General features: G+C 46.1%; 10 protein-coding genes. 4 read left to right on the top strand and 6 right to left on the bottom strand.

All coding sequences use genetic code 11. The features are described from left to right. Positions 1–445 precede the first annotated feature (445 nt). Positions 446–1,657 carry a M20 family metallopeptidase gene (locus QZW82_RS03065; protein ID WP_293144392.1) on the top strand — a complete coding sequence of 404 codons (1,212 nt, stop codon included), beginning with the start codon at positions 446–448 and terminating at the stop codon, positions 1,655–1,657. Between the two features lie 236 nt (positions 1,658–1,893). On the opposite strand, the gene QZW82_RS03060 is transcribed toward QZW82_RS03065, so the two are convergent. Continuing rightward, the gene (locus tag QZW82_RS03060; protein WP_293144389.1) at positions 1,894–2,874 is read right to left on the bottom strand and encodes an aldo/keto reductase; all 981 of its coding nucleotides are present in this window, start codon (positions 2,872–2,874) and stop codon (positions 1,894–1,896) included. 311 nt (positions 2,875–3,185) lie between these two features. Continuing rightward, entirely contained in the window at positions 3,186–4,502 is a 1,317-nt protein-coding gene (locus tag QZW82_RS03055; RefSeq protein ID WP_293144386.1) for a glycoside hydrolase family 10 protein, read from the bottom strand. Positions 4,503–4,781: 279 nt separating this feature from the next. Here QZW82_RS03055 and QZW82_RS03050 point away from each other — a divergent pair, with 279 nt between their 5' ends. The 3 genes from QZW82_RS03050 to QZW82_RS03040 all read left to right on the top strand — a co-directional run bounded on the left by QZW82_RS03050 (position 4,782) and on the right by QZW82_RS03040 (position 11,735). Then, entirely contained in the window at positions 4,782–6,059 is a 1,278-nt protein-coding gene (locus tag QZW82_RS03050) for an FAD-dependent oxidoreductase (protein WP_293144383.1), read from the top strand. A 459-nt stretch (positions 6,060–6,518) separates the two neighbouring features. After that, positions 6,519–6,677, top strand: a complete 159-nt coding sequence (locus QZW82_RS03045; RefSeq protein ID WP_293144380.1) for a hypothetical protein — start codon at positions 6,519–6,521, stop codon at positions 6,675–6,677. A 180-nt stretch (positions 6,678–6,857) separates the two neighbouring features. Then, positions 6,858–11,735: a CHAT domain-containing protein gene (locus tag QZW82_RS03040; RefSeq protein WP_293144377.1), complete on the top strand. Its 4,878-nt coding sequence runs from the start codon at positions 6,858–6,860 to the stop codon at positions 11,733–11,735. A gap of 400 nt (positions 11,736–12,135) precedes the next feature. On the opposite strand, the gene QZW82_RS03035 is transcribed toward QZW82_RS03040, so the two are convergent. The 4 genes from QZW82_RS03035 to QZW82_RS03020 all read right to left on the bottom strand — a co-directional run bounded on the left by QZW82_RS03035 (position 12,136) and on the right by QZW82_RS03020 (position 17,685). After that, positions 12,136–15,645, bottom strand: coding sequence for a GAF domain-containing protein (locus QZW82_RS03035; RefSeq protein ID WP_293144374.1), 3,510 nt, complete (start codon positions 15,643–15,645; stop codon positions 12,136–12,138). A 52-nt stretch (positions 15,646–15,697) separates the two neighbouring features. After that, a complete protein-coding gene (locus QZW82_RS03030) occupies positions 15,698–16,309 on the bottom strand; it encodes a hypothetical protein (protein WP_293144371.1) in 612 nt (203 codons plus the stop codon). Further along, positions 16,306–16,533: a RusA family crossover junction endodeoxyribonuclease gene (locus QZW82_RS03025; protein WP_293144597.1), complete on the bottom strand. Its 228-nt coding sequence runs from the start codon at positions 16,531–16,533 to the stop codon at positions 16,306–16,308. The genes QZW82_RS03030 and QZW82_RS03025 overlap by 4 nt, the downstream gene beginning before the upstream one ends. Before the next feature lie 375 nt (positions 16,534–16,908). Continuing rightward, positions 16,909–17,685, bottom strand: coding sequence for a DUF4058 family protein (locus tag QZW82_RS03020; protein ID WP_293144368.1), 777 nt, complete (start codon positions 17,683–17,685; stop codon positions 16,909–16,911).

The raw sequence follows: 17,685 nt of genomic DNA, 5'->3' as shown, positions 1-17,685 counted from the left end.
GTTTTCCAATCTTCTCTTTCTCTGCGTACTCTGCGGCCTCTGTGGTTAAAAAATAAGATTTTATTTGAACCGCAGAGAACACAGAGAGCACAGAGAAGAACAAGAGAGAGTTTGACAAATTATTTAACTGTTTTTCATCTTCTCTTTCTCTGCGTACTCTGCGGCCTCTGTGGTTAAAAAATAAGATTTTATTTGAACCGCAGAGAACACAGAGAACACAGAGAAGAAAAAGAGAGAGTTTTACAGATTATTTAACTGTTTTTCATCTTCTCTTTCTCTGCGTACTCTGCGGCCTCTGTGGTTAAAAGATAAGATTTTATTTGAACCGCAGAGAACACAGAGAACACAGAGAAGAAAAAGAGAGAGTTTTACAGATTGTTTAACTGGTTATCTGGTAGAGTCAGTTAAAAAGTAAACAAATAACAACTAACAACTAACAACTAATATGGTTTCTACTTTACCCAATTTAACAGATGTCGATTTATCTCAATTGCGGCTGGAGATTAGAAATTTACAGCCTCAGCTAGTCGAATGGCGGCGCCGCTTGCACCAAAAGCCGGAGTTGGGTTTTGATGAGAATTTAACGGCCCAGTTTGTCTCGGAAAAGTTGCAGGAATGGGGAATTGAGCATCAAACTAATATTGCTAAAACGGGTGTTGTCGCAACTATCGACAGCGGGAAGCCGGGGCGAGTTTTGGCAATTCGGGCGGATATGGATGCTTTGCCGATTCAAGAGGAAAATGAGGTGGATTATCGATCGCAGCATGATGGTATTATGCACGCTTGCGGTCACGACGGTCACACTGCGATCGCCCTGGGGACTGTTTGTTATCTCGCCAAACACAAGCACAGTTTTTCGGGTAAGGTAAAGTTCATCTTTCAGCCCGCCGAAGAAGGCCCGGGCGGCGCCAAACCGATGATTGAAGCCGGAGTTTTGCAGAATCCTGACGTTGAGGCGATCGTCGGCTTGCATTTGTGGAACAATCTACCTTTAGGGACTGTAGGTGTCCGCAGCGGCGCGCTGATGGCGGCTGTAGAAGTTTTTGATTGCACGATTTTTGGCAAAGGTGGGCACGGTGGAATGCCACATCAGACTGTAGATGCGATCGTCGTTACAGCCCAAATTGTCAGCGCCCTACAGGCAATTGTCGCACGGAACGTTGACCCGATCGACTCAGCGGTAGTCACTGTCGGCAAATTCCACGCAGGGCACACCCACAACGTCATCGCCGACACCGCCCAAATCGGCGGCACAGTGCGCTATTTCAATCCCAGATATCGAGGTTATTTCTCTAAGCGAATCGAGCAAGTAATTGCCGGAATTTGTCAGAGTCACGGCGCAACTTACCAACTAGATTATTCTTCGATTTATCCGCCAGTCATCAACGATTCCAGCATGGCTGACTTAGTACGCAGCGTGGCAGAATCGGTTGTAGAAACTCCTGCGGGAATAGTACCGGAATGTCAAACAATGGGCGGGGAGGATATGTCATTCTTTTTGCAAGAAGTCCCCGGCTGTTATTTCTTTTTAGGTTCGGCTAATCCCGAGAAAAACTTGGCTTTCCCGCACCACCACCCGCGTTTTGATTTTGATGAAACTGCGTTGGGGATGGGTGTAGAAATGTTTGTGCGCTGCGTAGAAAAGTTTTGTAGTTAGCTTTCTTCATAGGTTCGTAGTGAGGACTTCAGTCCTCTCTTTGATGCGGACTAAAGTCCTCACTACAAACCGGGTTATCTCGTTTGAAAGATATTCTGCACCATTGCGTAGAAAAGTTTTGCAATTAGCTTTCTTCATGGGTTCGTAGTGAGGACTTCAGTCCTCTCTTTGATGCGGACTAAAGTCCTCACTACAAACCTCTTTGATGCGGACTAAAGTCCTCACTACAAACCGGGTTATCTCGTTTGAAAGATATTCTGCACCATCTTCTTATCTACACTTGCCGCCGCTTTATCCAATTCTGCAATCTCCCCAGAGTCTAAATTCCAACCTAAAGCACCAATATTCTCGGCCGCCTGCGCCGCCGATTTCGCCCCAGGAATCGGCATCGTTTCTTTGCAGATACACCAATTAATCGCCACCTGCGAAACCGTCTTATTTCTGAAATCTGCTATTTCTCGCAAACAGCCCAAAAGTAATTGCATTCCCGGTAATAACTGCTTGCACGCCAAACCTCTGATACCCTTAGGAAGAGCGCCATTTTCCGAATATTTCCCAGTCAGCAACCCCAACGCTAAAGGACTGTAAGCAATCAATTTTATCCCCAATTCATCGCAAACATCTTTCAATCCGAGTTCTGTTACTGGATAGGTAGAAAGTAGCGAATATTGCACTTGTAAAGTCACAATAGGAACTTGGCGCGAACTAAATCTTTGATGCACCCATTTCAAGCGTTTCGGCCCGTAATTAGATAAACCCACTCCCTTGACCAATCCTTGCTCGTAAAGGTCTGCCAAACCGTCTAAAAGAGCCCCCTCTTGCCAAGGTGCATAATTGGCTGTAGACCAGTGCATTTGCACTAAATCTACATTCTTTCCGAGCCGCGAAGCCGAGGCTTTTCCAGCAGATATCATGGATTGTCGCGTCAGTCTCCAAGGATAAGCCGCTAGTTTTGTCGCTATACAAATATTGGCTTGATTTGCACCTTGATATTGTTGGGAAAACTGCCCTAAAAGTTGCTCGCTGCGTCCGTTTAATTTCCCGGTTCCGTAGGAATCACCTGTATCAAATAAAGTGACTCCATTGTTAACGCAAAGATTAAAAGCCGCTTGCAATTCCTCGTCCATACTTTCATCGTAACCCCAGAGTAATCTGTTACCCCAAGCCCAAGTGCCGCAGCCAATTTTTGGTAGTATAATTTTTTGATTGTTTGACATTTTTATTGATGATTAATGATTGATATTAGGGTAAGGTATACTGAACGCGCGAGCGGGGACAGCACTAGGAAGAGATTGACGAATGATATTATTTTCTTTTATAGCCTTTCTCAAAAAGATGAGGTATCACTGACAGCTTATATAACTACTAGACTTATAGGGCTCGCATCCCAACAACATACCTCATCTTTCTGATAACCGCTATACATCCGAACAATAATTTTCCGATTTTATTGCTGTCCCCGCTCGCGTAACCTTCGCTCGCGAGGGCTACAATATCCGGATGTAACCGGATTTGATATGAGGACTTTTTACTTTTTAGATGTGGTTGGTGAGGGCGAAGGTGGGCTGTTTTTTGTAGGTTGTCCTGGCTTATTTTTGGGGTCTGGTTTGGGTGGGGGCGGCGGCGGAAAAGTTGCCGCGCGTCTGGGTATTTGTAGCGCTGTGCGGAATGCAGAAGACGGGAAGAAGGCGCTAAATTGAGAAAGTCTATCTGCAATTGGTTCGGGTGCATCTTCCCACAAGCTTTCGTAGTAGAAGAAAGCGGCACCTAAGCCGTATTGTTGGACTGCTTGCACCTGGGATTTAATTTGCCCTATCGCTACTGGCCGATTTCTTAAACCTGTCATAATCCCAACTCCAGTGGGAATTTTTTGCTGTGCTTCTCGCATTTCTGGACGGTTAATCTTGTCCACAAATGATTCTAGGTTGGGACGGTACACTTGCACGATCAATTCGTCGGCAATATCCAAACGCACCCAAGCCAGCCAATCTTGCAGGTGATGTTTGTAAGCAAATTCGTAGTAATTGGGAGAAATCGAGAAAATTGCCTTGGGTTTGGCTGCTTTGACGGCTTGATTTAGTTGGGACATAAAAGCGGTGATTTTATTAGCTCGCCATTTCACCCATGCTGGATCTTGAGAGTCGCTTGGAGGTGCTTTTTTCGTTTCTTTGGTATACAAAGCTACTGTGTATTCATCATAGCCAAATTCCGATGGCAAACTCATATGGTCGTCGAATTGGATGCCGTCGGCGTTGTATTGGGTGGTGATTTCTAGTACGAGTTCGGTAATAAATTTCTGGACTTCGGGATGAAAGGGATTGAGCCAAACTACTTCGCCGCCTGCACCGTTTGATGTTTGAGTGCCGTCTTGTTTTTGAGTCAGCCAATCGGGATTGTTTAATGCTAATTCTGAGGTGGGAGGAGTCATGAAACCAAACTCGAACCAAGGAATTACTAGCAGGCCTTGGCGGTGGGCTTGGGCGATTAAATCTCCGATCATATCTTGTCCGTCTAACCCTCTATAAACAAAGGGTTGAATGTCTCTTTTTTGGGCGACTGGGCTGGGATACATTGCATAGCCAGAGTTCCAAACTACGGGATAGATTGTGTTAAAATTTAATCGCTTTAATTGGCTGACAGCCTCGGCTACTTTGCGCCTATCTCTGAGGATGTCTTTGTCGTTTGTCGTCATCCAAACTCCGCGAATTTCTTGGCGGGGTTGCTGGGCGATCGCCCCGATCGCATTATTGACCAACAATACTATAATGAATGAGAGGGCAAACAGCAGTGGGAACAAACGTTTAATCGATGGCGACCAACTGCGAGGCACGATCCGTAATGTCATAATTATCAATGGTGAGTTAGCTTTCAAACACACCCCGGCATAATTTGGCGATCAAATTTGCTCGCTCTACAGTCTACAGCCATTTGTGCTGAATGTGCGATCGTACAATCGCTGAAAATCTGCGATGTAGGCGGGGGGTAAGTGAGAGCATTTTGTCAAAAGTGCTGGCCAATCTTAATTACACACCGCCAGCTCTCCTGACCGGACAGTCCTGTCTGCGGAAGTGCAAGTGCTGTACAATATCGTGGAAAGGAATATTTCGATCGAACATTTGTAATTGTGAAAGATTTAGTCTTAATTGGCGGCGGTCACAGTCATGCTATTGTATTGAAAATGTTCGGCATCAAACCGCTGCCCTCCGTGCGGTTGACTCTGATTAGCGATGTCCTGTACGCGCCTTATTCGGGGATGTTGCCGGGACACGTTGCCGGGTTTTACGATTATGATGAATGTCATATCGATTTGCGATCGCTCGCCGAATTTGCCGGGTGTCAAATATTGGTCGATCGGGCGATCGCGATCGACTTTAACAAAAATTTAGTAATTTGTCAAACACGCCCTCCAATTAACTTTGACGTGCTGTCTGTGGATATCGGCAGCACTCCCGCGACTATATCTGTGCCGGGTGCGGCAGAATACGCAATTCCAGCTAAACCTGTACCGGAGTTTTTAGCTAGCTGGAATCAGTTAATCTCTGCTACGCAAAACTATCGAGAAAAACCTGTACGAATCGCGATCGTTGGTGGCGGCGCGGGCGGCGTAGAATTAGCATTGAATATGCAATCTCGTCTTGCGAAAAAAGAAAGGTTCGGCAACGGATTTAACGGATGGATATTGAGGGAAGACGGAAGAGTCAATCAAGAAGAATTAGAAATTCATTTGTTTCATAGCGGTGCACAATTGATGCCTGCACACAACAAACGGGTTCGTCGCCGCCTGAAAGAAATTCTGATTAGTCGCGGCATTCAACTGCATCTAATGGAAAAAGTCAGTGCTGTAGAAAAGCAAGAAATGATGCAAATAACATCCGATGCCCAATGCCCAATGCCCAATGCCCAATGCCCGATGCCCGATGCCCGATGCCCGATGCCCGATGCCCGATGCCCGATGCCCATTTACCAAATATACTGTGAATCTGGTTTGAAGATTGAGTGCGATCGCATTTTTTGGGTGACACAAGCATCCGCCGCCCGTTGGATCGGAGAATCGGGTTTAGCAACTGACTCAAACGGTTTTATGCAAGTCAACGATTGCCTGCAATCAGTCTCTCATCCCAACGTATTTGGGGCTGGAGACATCGCGGCGATGGTTAATTATCCCCTTCCCAAAGCAGGCGTGTTTGCCGTGCGTCAGGGCAAACCGCTGTTTGAAAATTTGCAGCAGTGTTTATTGGCAAAACCGCTGAAACCCTTTGCACCGCAGGAAAAATATTTAGGCTTAATCGGTACTGGGAATAAAAGGGCGATCGCATCTCGCGGATCGTGGATGTGGGAATCATCGCTACTGTGGTACTGGAAAGATTGGATCGATCGCCAATTCATGCAAAAATTTAGTTGACAGTTGACAGTTGACAGTTGACAGTTGACAGTTATCATGGCAAGAAATTGCCAATTCCCGATTCCCGATTCCCAATTCCCAATTCTAAATCTTTCTGAGAAAGGCTATATAGTGCTTCTCGGAAAGATGAGATATTCACCAATTAATGAACAATTCCCCAATCCTCGAATCCCCCAATCCTCGAATCACCTAATCTAAAATCTAAAATCTAAGTTGTACCTCATCTTATCGTTTTTTGAATCGTTATAATACTAATTTACAAATCCAGATGCCTACTTTTATATGAATTCGGTTTTATCCTCTTGCTCCTTTCCTGAGCGGGGGCTACTCTTCGTCACAGGAGCGAGTGATTTCGTGGTTTGACTGCTCTTCTATCCAATCAGTACACCACAAAAGCGATCGTTTTGTCAAGACACCTGCTACAGATAAATATTAAATCTGTATGATATTTCCGATATTATGGCAGCGGGCGCTTTGAAAGTGCGATCGACTGAACGAGGCACCCTTGGCACTCAGCAGACAAACTACCTGTGCCGGCGGGCGATCGACATTTTTAAGTTTATTGGCACTTTCCCGGAACATTACAGCTCAAACAAAATCAAAACTACTATAGATTAGAATTGGGAATTGCGAATTGGGCATCGGGAATCGGGAATCGGGAATCGGGAATCGGGAATTGGTAATTGGGCATTGGGCATCGGGCATCGGCCAAACAGGGAATTGGGAATTGATAATTGCTCCCATGATAACGGACAACGGACAACGGACAACTGACAACTGACAACTGACAACTGACTAATGACCTATTTTCGCTCTGCTTTAATTTTGACATTAGGTTTTTGGCTGCTACCGATAGCAGTGCGATCGCAATCTGTCGTTCCGGCGAATGACGGCACTAATACTGTTGTCAATCAGGAGCAAAATCGCTTAAACATTAGCGGCGGACAAGTGTCGGGAAACGGCGCCAATCTCTTTCACAGCTTCAGCCAATTTAATCTCAGCGAAGGTCAAATCGCAAATTTTCTCACTAATCCAAATATTCAAAATATTTTAGGGCGGATTTCCAGCAGCAATATTTCTGTCATTAATGGTCTGATTTCTGTAAGCGGCGGCAACTCAAATTTATTCTTGATGAATCCGGCGGGAATTGTCTTCGGTCAAAATGCCAGATTAAACGTGCCTGGTTCTTTTTTCGCCACAACTGCTACAGGTATCGGTTTCGGCGACCGCTGGTTTAATTCGGCAGGAATTAATGATTACAAAGCTTTACTGGGAAATCCCAATCAATTTAATTTTAATAACTCACAAGTCGGTGCAATTGTCAATGCAGGAAGTTTGGCAGTTGGCAACGGTCAAAATTTAACTTTGCTGGGCGGTACAGTAATTAATAGCGGGCAATTATCGGCGCCGGCAGGTCAAATTACAGTGGCTGCTGTTCCGGGACAAAATGCAGTCCGCATCAGTCAAACGGGTAACTTATTAAGTTTAGAAATTACTCCATCTTTGCCGTCAGAAAAATCTGCGATCGCCCCGGCTGCTTTGCCTCAGTTGCTGACGGGCCCAGGAGTAGCTTCAGCCACAGGTTTAACAACCAACGCACAAGGTGAATTGGTACTGACGGGCAACCAAACAGTGCCGGTAACTGCCGGAAGTGCGATCGTCTCGGGTACTCTAAATGTATTTGCTCCTGCTGGCCAGACTGGCGGCACGGTAAATATTTTAGGCGAAAAAGTCGGATTGTTCGGCGCAAATATTAATGCTTCGGGGACTGATGGCGGAGGTGTTGTGCGCGTTGGAGGCGGTTTCCAGGGGCTCGAACCGCTGCTCAATGCCCAGGTAACTTATGTTAGTCCTGATTCTACGATCGCCACAAACGCGATCGACCGCGGCAACGGTGGCACAGCGGTAATTTGGTCGGACAATACCACTGGCTTCTTCGGCAATATTACTGCTCGCGGCGGCACTGCCACAGGTAACGGCGGCAGAGTCGAAGTTTCCGGCAAAAATGCTCTAACTTTCCAAGGACAAGTCGATACTCGCGCGCCTAACGGGGCGATCGGCAATTTGTTGCTCGATCCGTCAAATATTACCATCGTCAGCGGTAACGGCATTCCCAGCGCGCGATCGACCGGTGGGGAACTCCAAGCCACAGGATCGGCCACTGAAACATCGATCTCAGACGCGCAGTTGGAACAGATGGCTGCTGGCAGCAACGTAGTTTTAGAGACTCCGGGCTTCATCACCGTCGAAGATTTGCCCGACAACCAACTTTCCCTGCAAGCGAGAAGGGGAGACAGCGTAACATTTAGAGCCGGCGGAGTCTTTTTTGTCAACGATCCCAACGATTTAATCGAGACTCAAGGCGGCAACATCAACATTTTTGCTAGCAGCATCTCTCTGGGACGGGTGAATGCCAACGGTGGTAACATTGCTCTCACTGCTAACGGCATTGACTTCAGGGGCGGCAACAATTCCGTCAGCAGTGCGGGGGGAACAATTAGCTTGCAACCCAACGACGGCAGACAAATTCGGATTGGTGGCACCGGGGATAATTTAGGGATTTTGGACTTAACGGCAACGGATATCGCTGCTTTGGCAGCGGATTTTGGCTCGATCGCGATCGGGCGTCCCAACAGCAGCTCGATCGCGATCGTCACACCCATTACCTTCAACAGTTCGCTGACACTTCAAGGCAACTCGATCGCGATCGACAATCCCCTGAGAACAACCGGTAGCGCTAGTTTGACTCTCGACGCGTCCCAAACTGCGATCGGCGCCAACATTTCGACATCCGGCGCCGATCTCACTTTGACAGGCAACTTCTCCCTGAATGCTGATGTAGCTTTGAGCACTCAAGCTCGGGGCAACATTCTGTTCTCCGGCAACCTAGACGGAACTCGCGCCCTGAGACTTGACGCTCAGCGAGTGCTGTTCGGCGGTACAGTCGGTCAAGCTGCGCCCCTAGCTAGTTTGACTGTCAACGGCCGCACTACCGAGCTATCCGGTGCGATCGCGACTGCGGGCAACATCACTTTCAACAGTGCCGTCACAGTCGATCGCACCGCCACCCTCGCCGCCAGTACCGGCAATATCACTTTTGCCAATACCCTCGACAGCACCCCCGATGGCGCAAATAATTTGACCCTGCGCGCTGGCGGCAACATTACTTTTGGGGGCTCCGTCGGTCAAACTCAGAGCTTTGGCCAGCTCTCGGCTGACGCTGCTAGCATCACGGCGACTTCGAGAATTACCGCGCGCAATTTGACCCTAAACGCCCGAGATCCGGCTACCCTCGGAGGGGGCAACAGGGCCAGTTTACCAGCCGATATCAACGCAGGAAACCTACTCTTAGAAGGCAATTTAAGGACGGATGGCGGCAGCATCAACCTGCAAGCAACTCGCGAATTGAAAACTGGCAATATTACCTCCAACGGCGGGAGCATTCGAGTTGAGGGAAATACTGTTACTGTCGGTGCGATCGACTCTTCATCAGCAACGGGAACAGGCGGCGCGATCGCACTCAAAAGCAATGCCGGCCCTTTAACTGCCGGCTCTGTGAACGCTTCGGGAGCGATCGGCGGCAATATTGACCTCACCTCCCAAGCCGGAATTTCCGCTCTCGATCTCACCTCCCGCGGCACTCAGAGAAACGGTGGCACCGTCTCCCTCAGCGCGACTGGTAACATTCTGTTGGGTTTTATCGATGCTAGAGGTGGCCAACAAGACGGCACAGGTGGCAACGTTGATGTGACAACCCTCGGTTTGTTTCGATCGAACAATGTGTTCACCGACGATACATCTGGCAATGTTTCCAGCAGTATTTCTACTACCGGAAGTGCTAGAGGCGGCGCGATCGCAATTCGGCACGGAGGCGGTAGCAATCGACCATTTCTAGTTGGCGGCGCGATCGACAATGGAACCAAGGGAAGCATTAATTCTGGCGAGGGAAACACCATTTTCCCCAGTCTTGCTTTTGGGGAAACTTACACCCAAGGAAGTTTACCAAATCTGATTTCCCTGATCGCACCAACTCCAACTCCCGCACCAACTCCAGTGCCCGTACCAACTCCAACTCCAACTCCCGCACCAACTCCCGCACCAACTCCCGCACCAACTCCGGCATCAACTCCCGCATCAACTCCAGTGTCCGTAAATCCTGAGCCTGGGCGATCGCTTCCGGCATCTTTGCAAGTAGAATTGCGATCGCCAAATCGAGACAAGCATTCTCCAATTAGCCCGGATATTTTCACTCCTTCTCGCAGATACGATGCGGCAGGTTCGGGAGTGTTAGCATTTGAGAGAACCTTCACTCGTGAGTACGAAAAACATCTAAAACTGCCCGCCAGAATGCCGATAACTAATATGTCGGTAATTTACGAAACTCTTCGCAAAAACGAACAAATTACCCGCGTAAAATCGGCAATCATTTATATGAATTGGGTCAGCGGAACCAACGGGGCAGCGAAAGAAAATAGTTCGGTGCTGGTGGCAAGTCGGAATTTATCTAATGTATTTCCTGCAATCAAAAACCTCACATCCGAGTCTCCTATATCCTTAGAAAACAAGTTAGGAAAGAGCCTCCAACCAGCCGACAAAGAAATTTCCGATATCCCTAACGGGGAGCAGTTAGAATTAGTGTTAGTCACAGCCAACGCTCAACCAATACGCATTTTAGTTCCCGCAATAACCCGCTGGCAGGTATTGCAACTAGCAGAATCCCTGCAAACCGAAATAACTAATCCCAGAAGAAGAAACAGCATCAGTTATTTGGATGCAGCCCAAAAGATTTATCGGTGGTTAATTGCGCCAATAGTGACAGAATTGGCAGCTTTAAAAATTGACAATTTAATTGTAATTCCGGCAGCAGGTTTGCGAAGCTTGCCCTTTGCTGCCCTTCACGATGGCAAACAATTTTTAGTAGAAAAATACAGCATTAGCGTCATCCCGAGTCTGAGTTTGACGGATACCCGCTACGAGAATATTGCTGACGATGAAGTTTTGGCGATGGGCGCGTCGGTATTTGAAGATAAAGCGCCATTACCGGCGGTACCGGTGGAGTTAGAGTCGATCGCGCCGCCCGATCGCGGAAAATCATTTTTGAATCAAGATTTTACCCTCAGAAACTTGCAAGCTCAGCGGGCAAATCATCCGTTTGGTATCATTCATTTAGCAACTCACAGCGAATTCCAGCCCGGGCAACCGACTAATTCTTACATTCAATTGTGGGATACTAAGTTGCTCATCACTGAAATGCCGAAGTTGGGGTGGAATGAACCGCCAGTGAATCTCTTAGTTTTAAGCGCGTGCAGTACCGCTTTGGGCGACGAAGAGGCAGAGTTGGGGTTTGCGGGTTTGGCGGTAGCTAGCGGTGCGCGATCGGCTTTAGCGAGTTTGTGGGAAGTCAGCGATGAGGGAACTTTGGGGCTGATGACAGGGTTTTACCGGCAGTTGCGCGCCCCCAGACGCGAGGGGAATGTGACGATTAAAGCCGAGGCTTTGCGGCAAGCGCAATTGGAGATGCTGCGGGGGCGCGTGCGGATTCAAGACGGGCTGCTGCGAGTCGAAGGGCTGGCTTTACCTCTAATTTTGCCTCCGGAAATTGCCGCGCGGGGCGATCGAATCCTTTCCCATCCCTATTATTGGGCCGCCTTCACCATGATTGGCAATCCCTGGTAAGCGAGGTACGTTGTTGGGCTTTAGCCCTCAGAAAGAAGGACTAAAGTCCTCACTACGAACCTGGGCATCCTTCACTATAATTGGCAATCCCTGGTAATATCAAATCCGGTTACATAGGAATTATTAATCTGGTGCATCTCATTTTTGAAAATATATTTGTAGGGGCGAAGCATTTCGGCAGTAAATCTGTGGTTCTGGTTCATAAATTATGTGCCGAAATGCTTCGCCCTTGCCAAATACCAGATGCACCCTATTAATCTCTCTATTCCCTCTCTGTGTTCTCTGTGTCCTCTGCGGTTAAATCATTCCGATAAAACCAGAAACGATATCATGAGTAATTAGTTTGTAGTGAGGACTTCAGTCCTCAGAAAGAAGGACTAAAGTCCTCACTACGAACCGGCTAATCACCGCCGATCGAACTCAAATTATTTCGCAATGTTTGTTCCTGCCGCTTAACCGCCGCCAACAATTCTGCATTTTGCAAAATTACCCCCACTTGATTGTTAAAAATTTTCATATAGTTTTGATCGCTTTGGTCGAAACTTGCCCGAAAACGCTCCGGCACATTTTTCTTCGATAATTCAATTGATTGATCGTCGCCATCCGATTTGATTTTATTAATTAACTGTGTCACAGCAATCAACTCCCCGTCTGGATTCCAAACAGGCATACAAAGCAAGCTACAAGTCCGATATCCGGTTTTTTCGTCCGTCTTTTTAGAAGTTTCAGAACCCGGATAATCATAAAGATCGAACGGTATATTTAAAGGAACTCCCATTTGGGCCACCTGCCCTACATAACCTTGCCCGATCGCCACACGCAACTCAAAAAATGTACCGTCTGGCAAAATAATCTTTGTCCACAATTGATTGGCATCTCTATCTATTACCCAAAAACTGCTGCGATCGGCATTCATCAATTCTTTAGCCGATTCCATCACGCGTTGCAGGATCGAATCAATTTCTAAGCTGCTTTGGCTGACAGAACGAGTAGCCGCCATCAACGCAGCCGCAACTCTTTGTCCTCGGGCTGTTTTGTGAAAGGTACGGAAACTTTCTAAAATCATTTGAATCAAATTCGCGTCTTCGGCAAACCGCTGTTCATCCAGTTTTGTAAACCCTTCCAAATCAATTTTTTCTTGCAAGGACAAGCTGGAGCGATCGATTTTTTTGATTTTATTAATTAGCTGAATTACAGCTACTAAATTACCCTCGTCATTTAACAAAGGAAGTGTTAACATAGTATAAGTTCGATAGCCATTTTTGATATCTAATGCTTTTGCCGTTTGCGAACGCGGATCGTCGTAAAAATCAAACGGAATATTGATGCTTTGTTTGGTAGAGGCCACATGACCGACAATACCTTTATCTGCGGGAACGCGAATTTCTAGCGATCGATCGCCCTCAGCATCGGCTTCAGCAATAATCGACCAAAACTCATTTTTTTCTTCGTCTAACAGAAAAATGCTAGTGCGATCGGCATTCAAAGACTTACCCATTTTCAAAGTAATCGATCGCAAAGTAGCATCCAGAATATCATCAAAACCCTGACCGTCCATCACCTGATTTAGCATTGCCAGAGTTTGGCTGACTACATTTTGCGGGTGATCTTCTGCCTGCTGTTTCATCGCTGCAAATTGTCTCGCATTGTGCAGTGCCACCCCGACTTGAGTGTTAAAAATTTGCATATATTTTTGACTGTTAGCATCGAAGCTGTCTTGAAAGCATTCCGGTGCTTCCGGCCAAGTTTCCGGGTCATATTCTGGGAAATCTCCCGGTCTTCTTTTGTTAATTAATTGAGTGACAGCCACTAATTCACCGTCAGGACTGCAAACAGGCATACACAGCAAACTGCAAGTACGATATTTTGTTTTTTGGTCAGTTTGTTTCGCGGTTATTGATTCGGGATGTTCGTACAAATCGAAGGGAATATTTACAGGTTTGCCGCTGTCAGCAACTTGACCCGCAAAACCTTGTCCGACTTCGATCCGGAGTTCGCGAACCGAGCCATCTTCAAAGCGGATTTTTGTCCACAGTTGCCCTGTCTCGCGTTCTAACAGCCAAAGAGTGCTGCGATCGGCATTCATCAATCTTTTAGCAGCCTCCATCACTTTAGTGATAATTTCTTCCGAATCTAAGCTGCTTTGAGAAACCGATCGCGTTGCTTCCGTTAAAGCTTCCGAAGCTTGCAATCTTTGAGTTAACTTATAACAAGATTGACACCTTTCCAACAACCGCTGAATAGCTGGAACATACTCTCCGATCAAAGTACGATCGACTTCTGTAAACCCTTCTATCTCGACTTTGTCAGAAAAATTTCCTGCCGGATCGTGATGTTGTTTTAACTTATTAACTAACTGCACAAAAGCAAATATATCTCCCTTTTCATTCAACATAGGTGAGGTTAAATTGCTGTAAAGTTTGTAACCAGTCTTTTTATCTTGCTCTTCCACGACATCGGAATACCAAGTTTCCGATAAATCGCTGGGAATGCTGACAGCTTTTTTATAAATAGTCACTCTGCCTGCTGTTGGATTGTTTGCCATAATTTGAATCTTTGTCGAACTGCTGTTTGTCGTTCTGGCAATAATCGACCACAGTTCATTTTTATCTTTATCTATAAAAAATATGGTAATGCGATCGACACTCATCAATTCCCCTAGTTTAATAGTAATCGAACCCAAAATTTCATAGAGCACATCCTCAAAATCTCTGCCTTCCATACTGTTGAGCATAGATAGGACTTTGTGTTCTTGATGTGCAACTAATTGTTTAAAGTCTGGTTGGAGAGCAGCCAAAGCTTTTTTCGTCCAATTTCGATTAAATACAGAGGCATAAATTTTATTATAAATGCTTAAAATTCCCCCTCTTTTCACAACCAAACCAGACAATCGCAGTTCCATTTGTTCGAGGCTTTCATCAGCCGGAATCTTGGCTTCGCTACACGAATCAGAAGCAATTAAAATTTGCTGGTAAATTTTCAGCAAATTTTCGGTACGCTGTCCGCTTCTGAGAATGCGATCGCGAATTGTTTTCAAATGTGGCGGTTCGTCTTGAACTTCCCAATTATCAATAATTTGCGTCTGCACTAAATTCTCAACCCAGTCTCCAATCGAAGATTTATCCTGAGGGATTTTTGCCGGAAAATTTTCGGCTTGTTGCCAAATATAGTTGCAAATCTTTTGAGTTAAAAACGGCTGTCCTCCCGTCCAAATCAGCACATTTTCTACAACAGACTCAGGATAGCTAACTTTCCCTGCTAAACCTTGTACCAAAGGTTGAGCTTCGTGCAGTTTAAAGCCATACAATTCGACAGCGCGACCGAGATTAAAAGGCGTACAGTATTTATCTTGAATCAAGTCCGAAGGAGTCGCAACCCCCAGCAAAGCAAAAGTCAGGCGATCGAATTCATGGCAAGCACGAATGAATGCAAAAAAGTCATCCGCCCGAAAATTCAAACTCAAAATACTGTCTATTTCATCAATAAAAATTACAATTTTACCATGAACATTTTCTAGTAAAACTTGTTCAATAAACTCGCTCAAGCGCTGTACGGGCGGCAAAAATTCTCGCTCCCGCACCCACGATCTCAAATTCAGATCTAGCTTAAAACTGGTAACTAAACGCCTGATCACCCCCGCATACCACTGATCGGGATTGATATCTTGAGAACCGATTTTAGTTAGATCGATCGCCGCACAAGCAATACCTTCTGCTTGCAATTTGTGCATAGTTCGCACGCGCAAGCTAGTTTTACCCATCTGGCGAGAATTCAGCACGTAACAAAAGTCACCATTTGTTAAGCCTTGATAAAGTTCAGAATCTGCTTGTCGCACTACATAAGTGGAAACATCTAGAGGCAAATGTCCACCAACTTTGTAAGTGTAGGCTGAGCTTTTTTCTTGATACATAACCTGTTTTAAATGAGTAGAATACACAGCCGATCGCCCTTTGAGAGCCTAATTACCCTTCAACTTGTCCAGATTGACTTAAAAGACGCTGCAATGCTTCAAAAGCACGGCGCGCCAAATTCAGTTCAACAGTAACTTTTTCTCGCTGAAAAATCACGCGATCGCGAATTTCGAGCGCCGCCACCAAAAACTCATAATCCTCCCCATTCATCAAACCATGAGCGAGGAATGTTTGAGCCAAAATTGGCGGTTCTTGAATTTCAAAATCAATCGAGTGGTGTTCGGCTACCATCCGCATCACTGATTCAGTAATAGATCCGATCGAACAAGTAGCAAGCTCGAAGTTACCCTTTCTCATCATTTCTGATGCTCTTACCATGTAAACCTGAATATCGTATAGATCGTGCTGGCGATAGTCATAGGAGGGTTGCATCATCTCTTCTTCGGAAGTCTTTTGACTTTTTGACTCAGGAGGACGCGGTTTTAGTGCTGCGATGACAGATTCTTGAACCGTACAAATAATCAAGTCTATTTCCTGATTTTGAATAAACTTTTGCCAGTCATAATTCCTCTGGCTTACTAACACTTGATAACCTTGCTGGCGATATTTATCGACAATCTCTGCAATTTCTGTTGCTTCTAATTTTTCTATGGCTGCTATCATTGATTTAGCTCCATCGGCTCGGTTGGTAGGTCAATTTTAACATAGATAAATTCTTGGGCCGCAGCTAAAGCTTCAGCTATCAAAGGAGATATCGCAGTAAAATCGAGGAATTCCGTAAGTTTGCGCCGTTTTACAGTGAGATCGGTAACTTGTCTGTCATCCACGTAAACTAAAATCTTCATCGCATCTACAATCGGCTTGATAATGTTATCTAAATCAGATATTTGAGTAATGCAATAGTGAGCAATCCCAATTTAATGGGTCGTTGCACATATCTCGATCCCCCTAAATCCCCCTTAAGAAGGGGGACTTTGAAAAGAATCTTGTCCCCCCCTTATTAAGGGGGGTTAGGGGGGATCCGAATTCGGGAGCAGCCTCATAAAAAATTGGTATGATAATAACCTGAACTTGTTCGCTAGTAGCTTCCATTCCGAGCGGTAATGCTTCCGCAACCGTTTCGCGACTTTTGGCTTTCCACTCTTGAAGCTTGGCTCGGTTATTTGTTTGTAGAGAAACTGGCGAACCAGTGACAATAAAATCAAAGGGAATCAATTATTTTACTCCTACACATGATATTTTCGCCCGAAATAACTCCCCGTTCACCCCAATCCCCTTGCCTGCAACAGCGCCTGTGCCCAAACAGCATCCTCTTCCGACCGTCGCGGTACAGGCTGCTGAGCATAGTCGATCGACAAATCAAATCCCGCTCTGTCATAAACACCGCCGAACAAAGCTTGCAAATCTACCTGAAATTCTGTATCTCCCGGCTGCAATGGCAAGAAAAATGGGGGAATTTCTTCTCGTAGCGTAAAAGCATATAACTGAGCTTTTGGGCGGCGATTTGCCCTGCTAATTAAAATTCGATAATCCGTGTTAGTCCCGCCCGTTACAGGCATTTGTCTCCCCGCCCTGAGCAAGTCAATTTCTATTAAATGCGAGGCACTTCTCAACACTTCTTGCCGCTTGTTTTCATATTCCTCTCGACCTTTGCCAGTCCGTTTGTTTTTTGGGGAAAGAATTTCTATGACTGTGATGACCCGATTTGTACCTACCTCTCGGAGTTCTAAATAGCCTTCCCTAGCTTCTTCTAATATTGGTACCGTAACTGTCATCGGTTCGGAATGGGGGAGCGTTGCAGTCATAACAGATGGGCTGGCGGTGGACGGGCGATCGAATACTCTCACGTCAGGAATTCCCAACAAATCGCTATCTTCGGCCTCGCTCAAATAAATCCGCTTTTCAATTGCCGATCGGTATTTCGGGCGCAGCGCAGGCCCGATCGCAATGGCGATCGCCGTAATTAAGCGGTGATGAACTTCCGGCCAAAATTCAGGATTTTCTAAGTAAGGGTCTACCCCGGGAAATGGAGACGGCAT

It is taken from the genome of Microcoleus sp. bin48.metabat.b7b8b9.023, assembly GCF_013299185.1.
In the GTDB taxonomy this organism is placed as follows: Bacteria; Cyanobacteriota; Cyanobacteriia; order Cyanobacteriales; family Microcoleaceae; genus Microcoleus.
The sequence above is the reverse complement of the archived record's forward strand: the minus strand, read 5'-3'. Positions and strand labels throughout refer to the sequence as shown.

What these genes read in the sequence shown, in the direction of transcription:
- QZW82_RS03065 (WP_293144392.1), top strand. Translation starts at nt 446, where the DNA reads ATGGTTTCTACTTTACCCAATTTAACAGATGTCGATTTATCTCAATTG.
- QZW82_RS03060 (WP_293144389.1), bottom strand. Translation starts at nt 2,874, where the DNA reads ATGTCAAACAATCAAAAAATTATACTACCAAAAATTGGCTGCGGCACT.
- QZW82_RS03055 (WP_293144386.1), bottom strand. Translation starts at nt 4,502, where the DNA reads ATGACATTACGGATCGTGCCTCGCAGTTGGTCGCCATCGATTAAACGT.
- QZW82_RS03045 (WP_293144380.1), top strand. Translation starts at nt 6,519, where the DNA reads ATGGCAGCGGGCGCTTTGAAAGTGCGATCGACTGAACGAGGCACCCTT.
- QZW82_RS03040 (WP_293144377.1), top strand. Translation starts at nt 6,858, where the DNA reads ATGACCTATTTTCGCTCTGCTTTAATTTTGACATTAGGTTTTTGGCTG.
- QZW82_RS03035 (WP_293144374.1), bottom strand. Translation starts at nt 15,645, where the DNA reads ATGTATCAAGAAAAAAGCTCAGCCTACACTTACAAAGTTGGTGGACAT.
- QZW82_RS03030 (WP_293144371.1), bottom strand. Translation starts at nt 16,309, where the DNA reads ATGATAGCAGCCATAGAAAAATTAGAAGCAACAGAAATTGCAGAGATT.
- QZW82_RS03020 (WP_293144368.1), bottom strand. Translation starts at nt 17,685, where the DNA reads ATGCCGTCTCCATTTCCCGGGGTAGACCCTTACTTAGAAAATCCTGAA.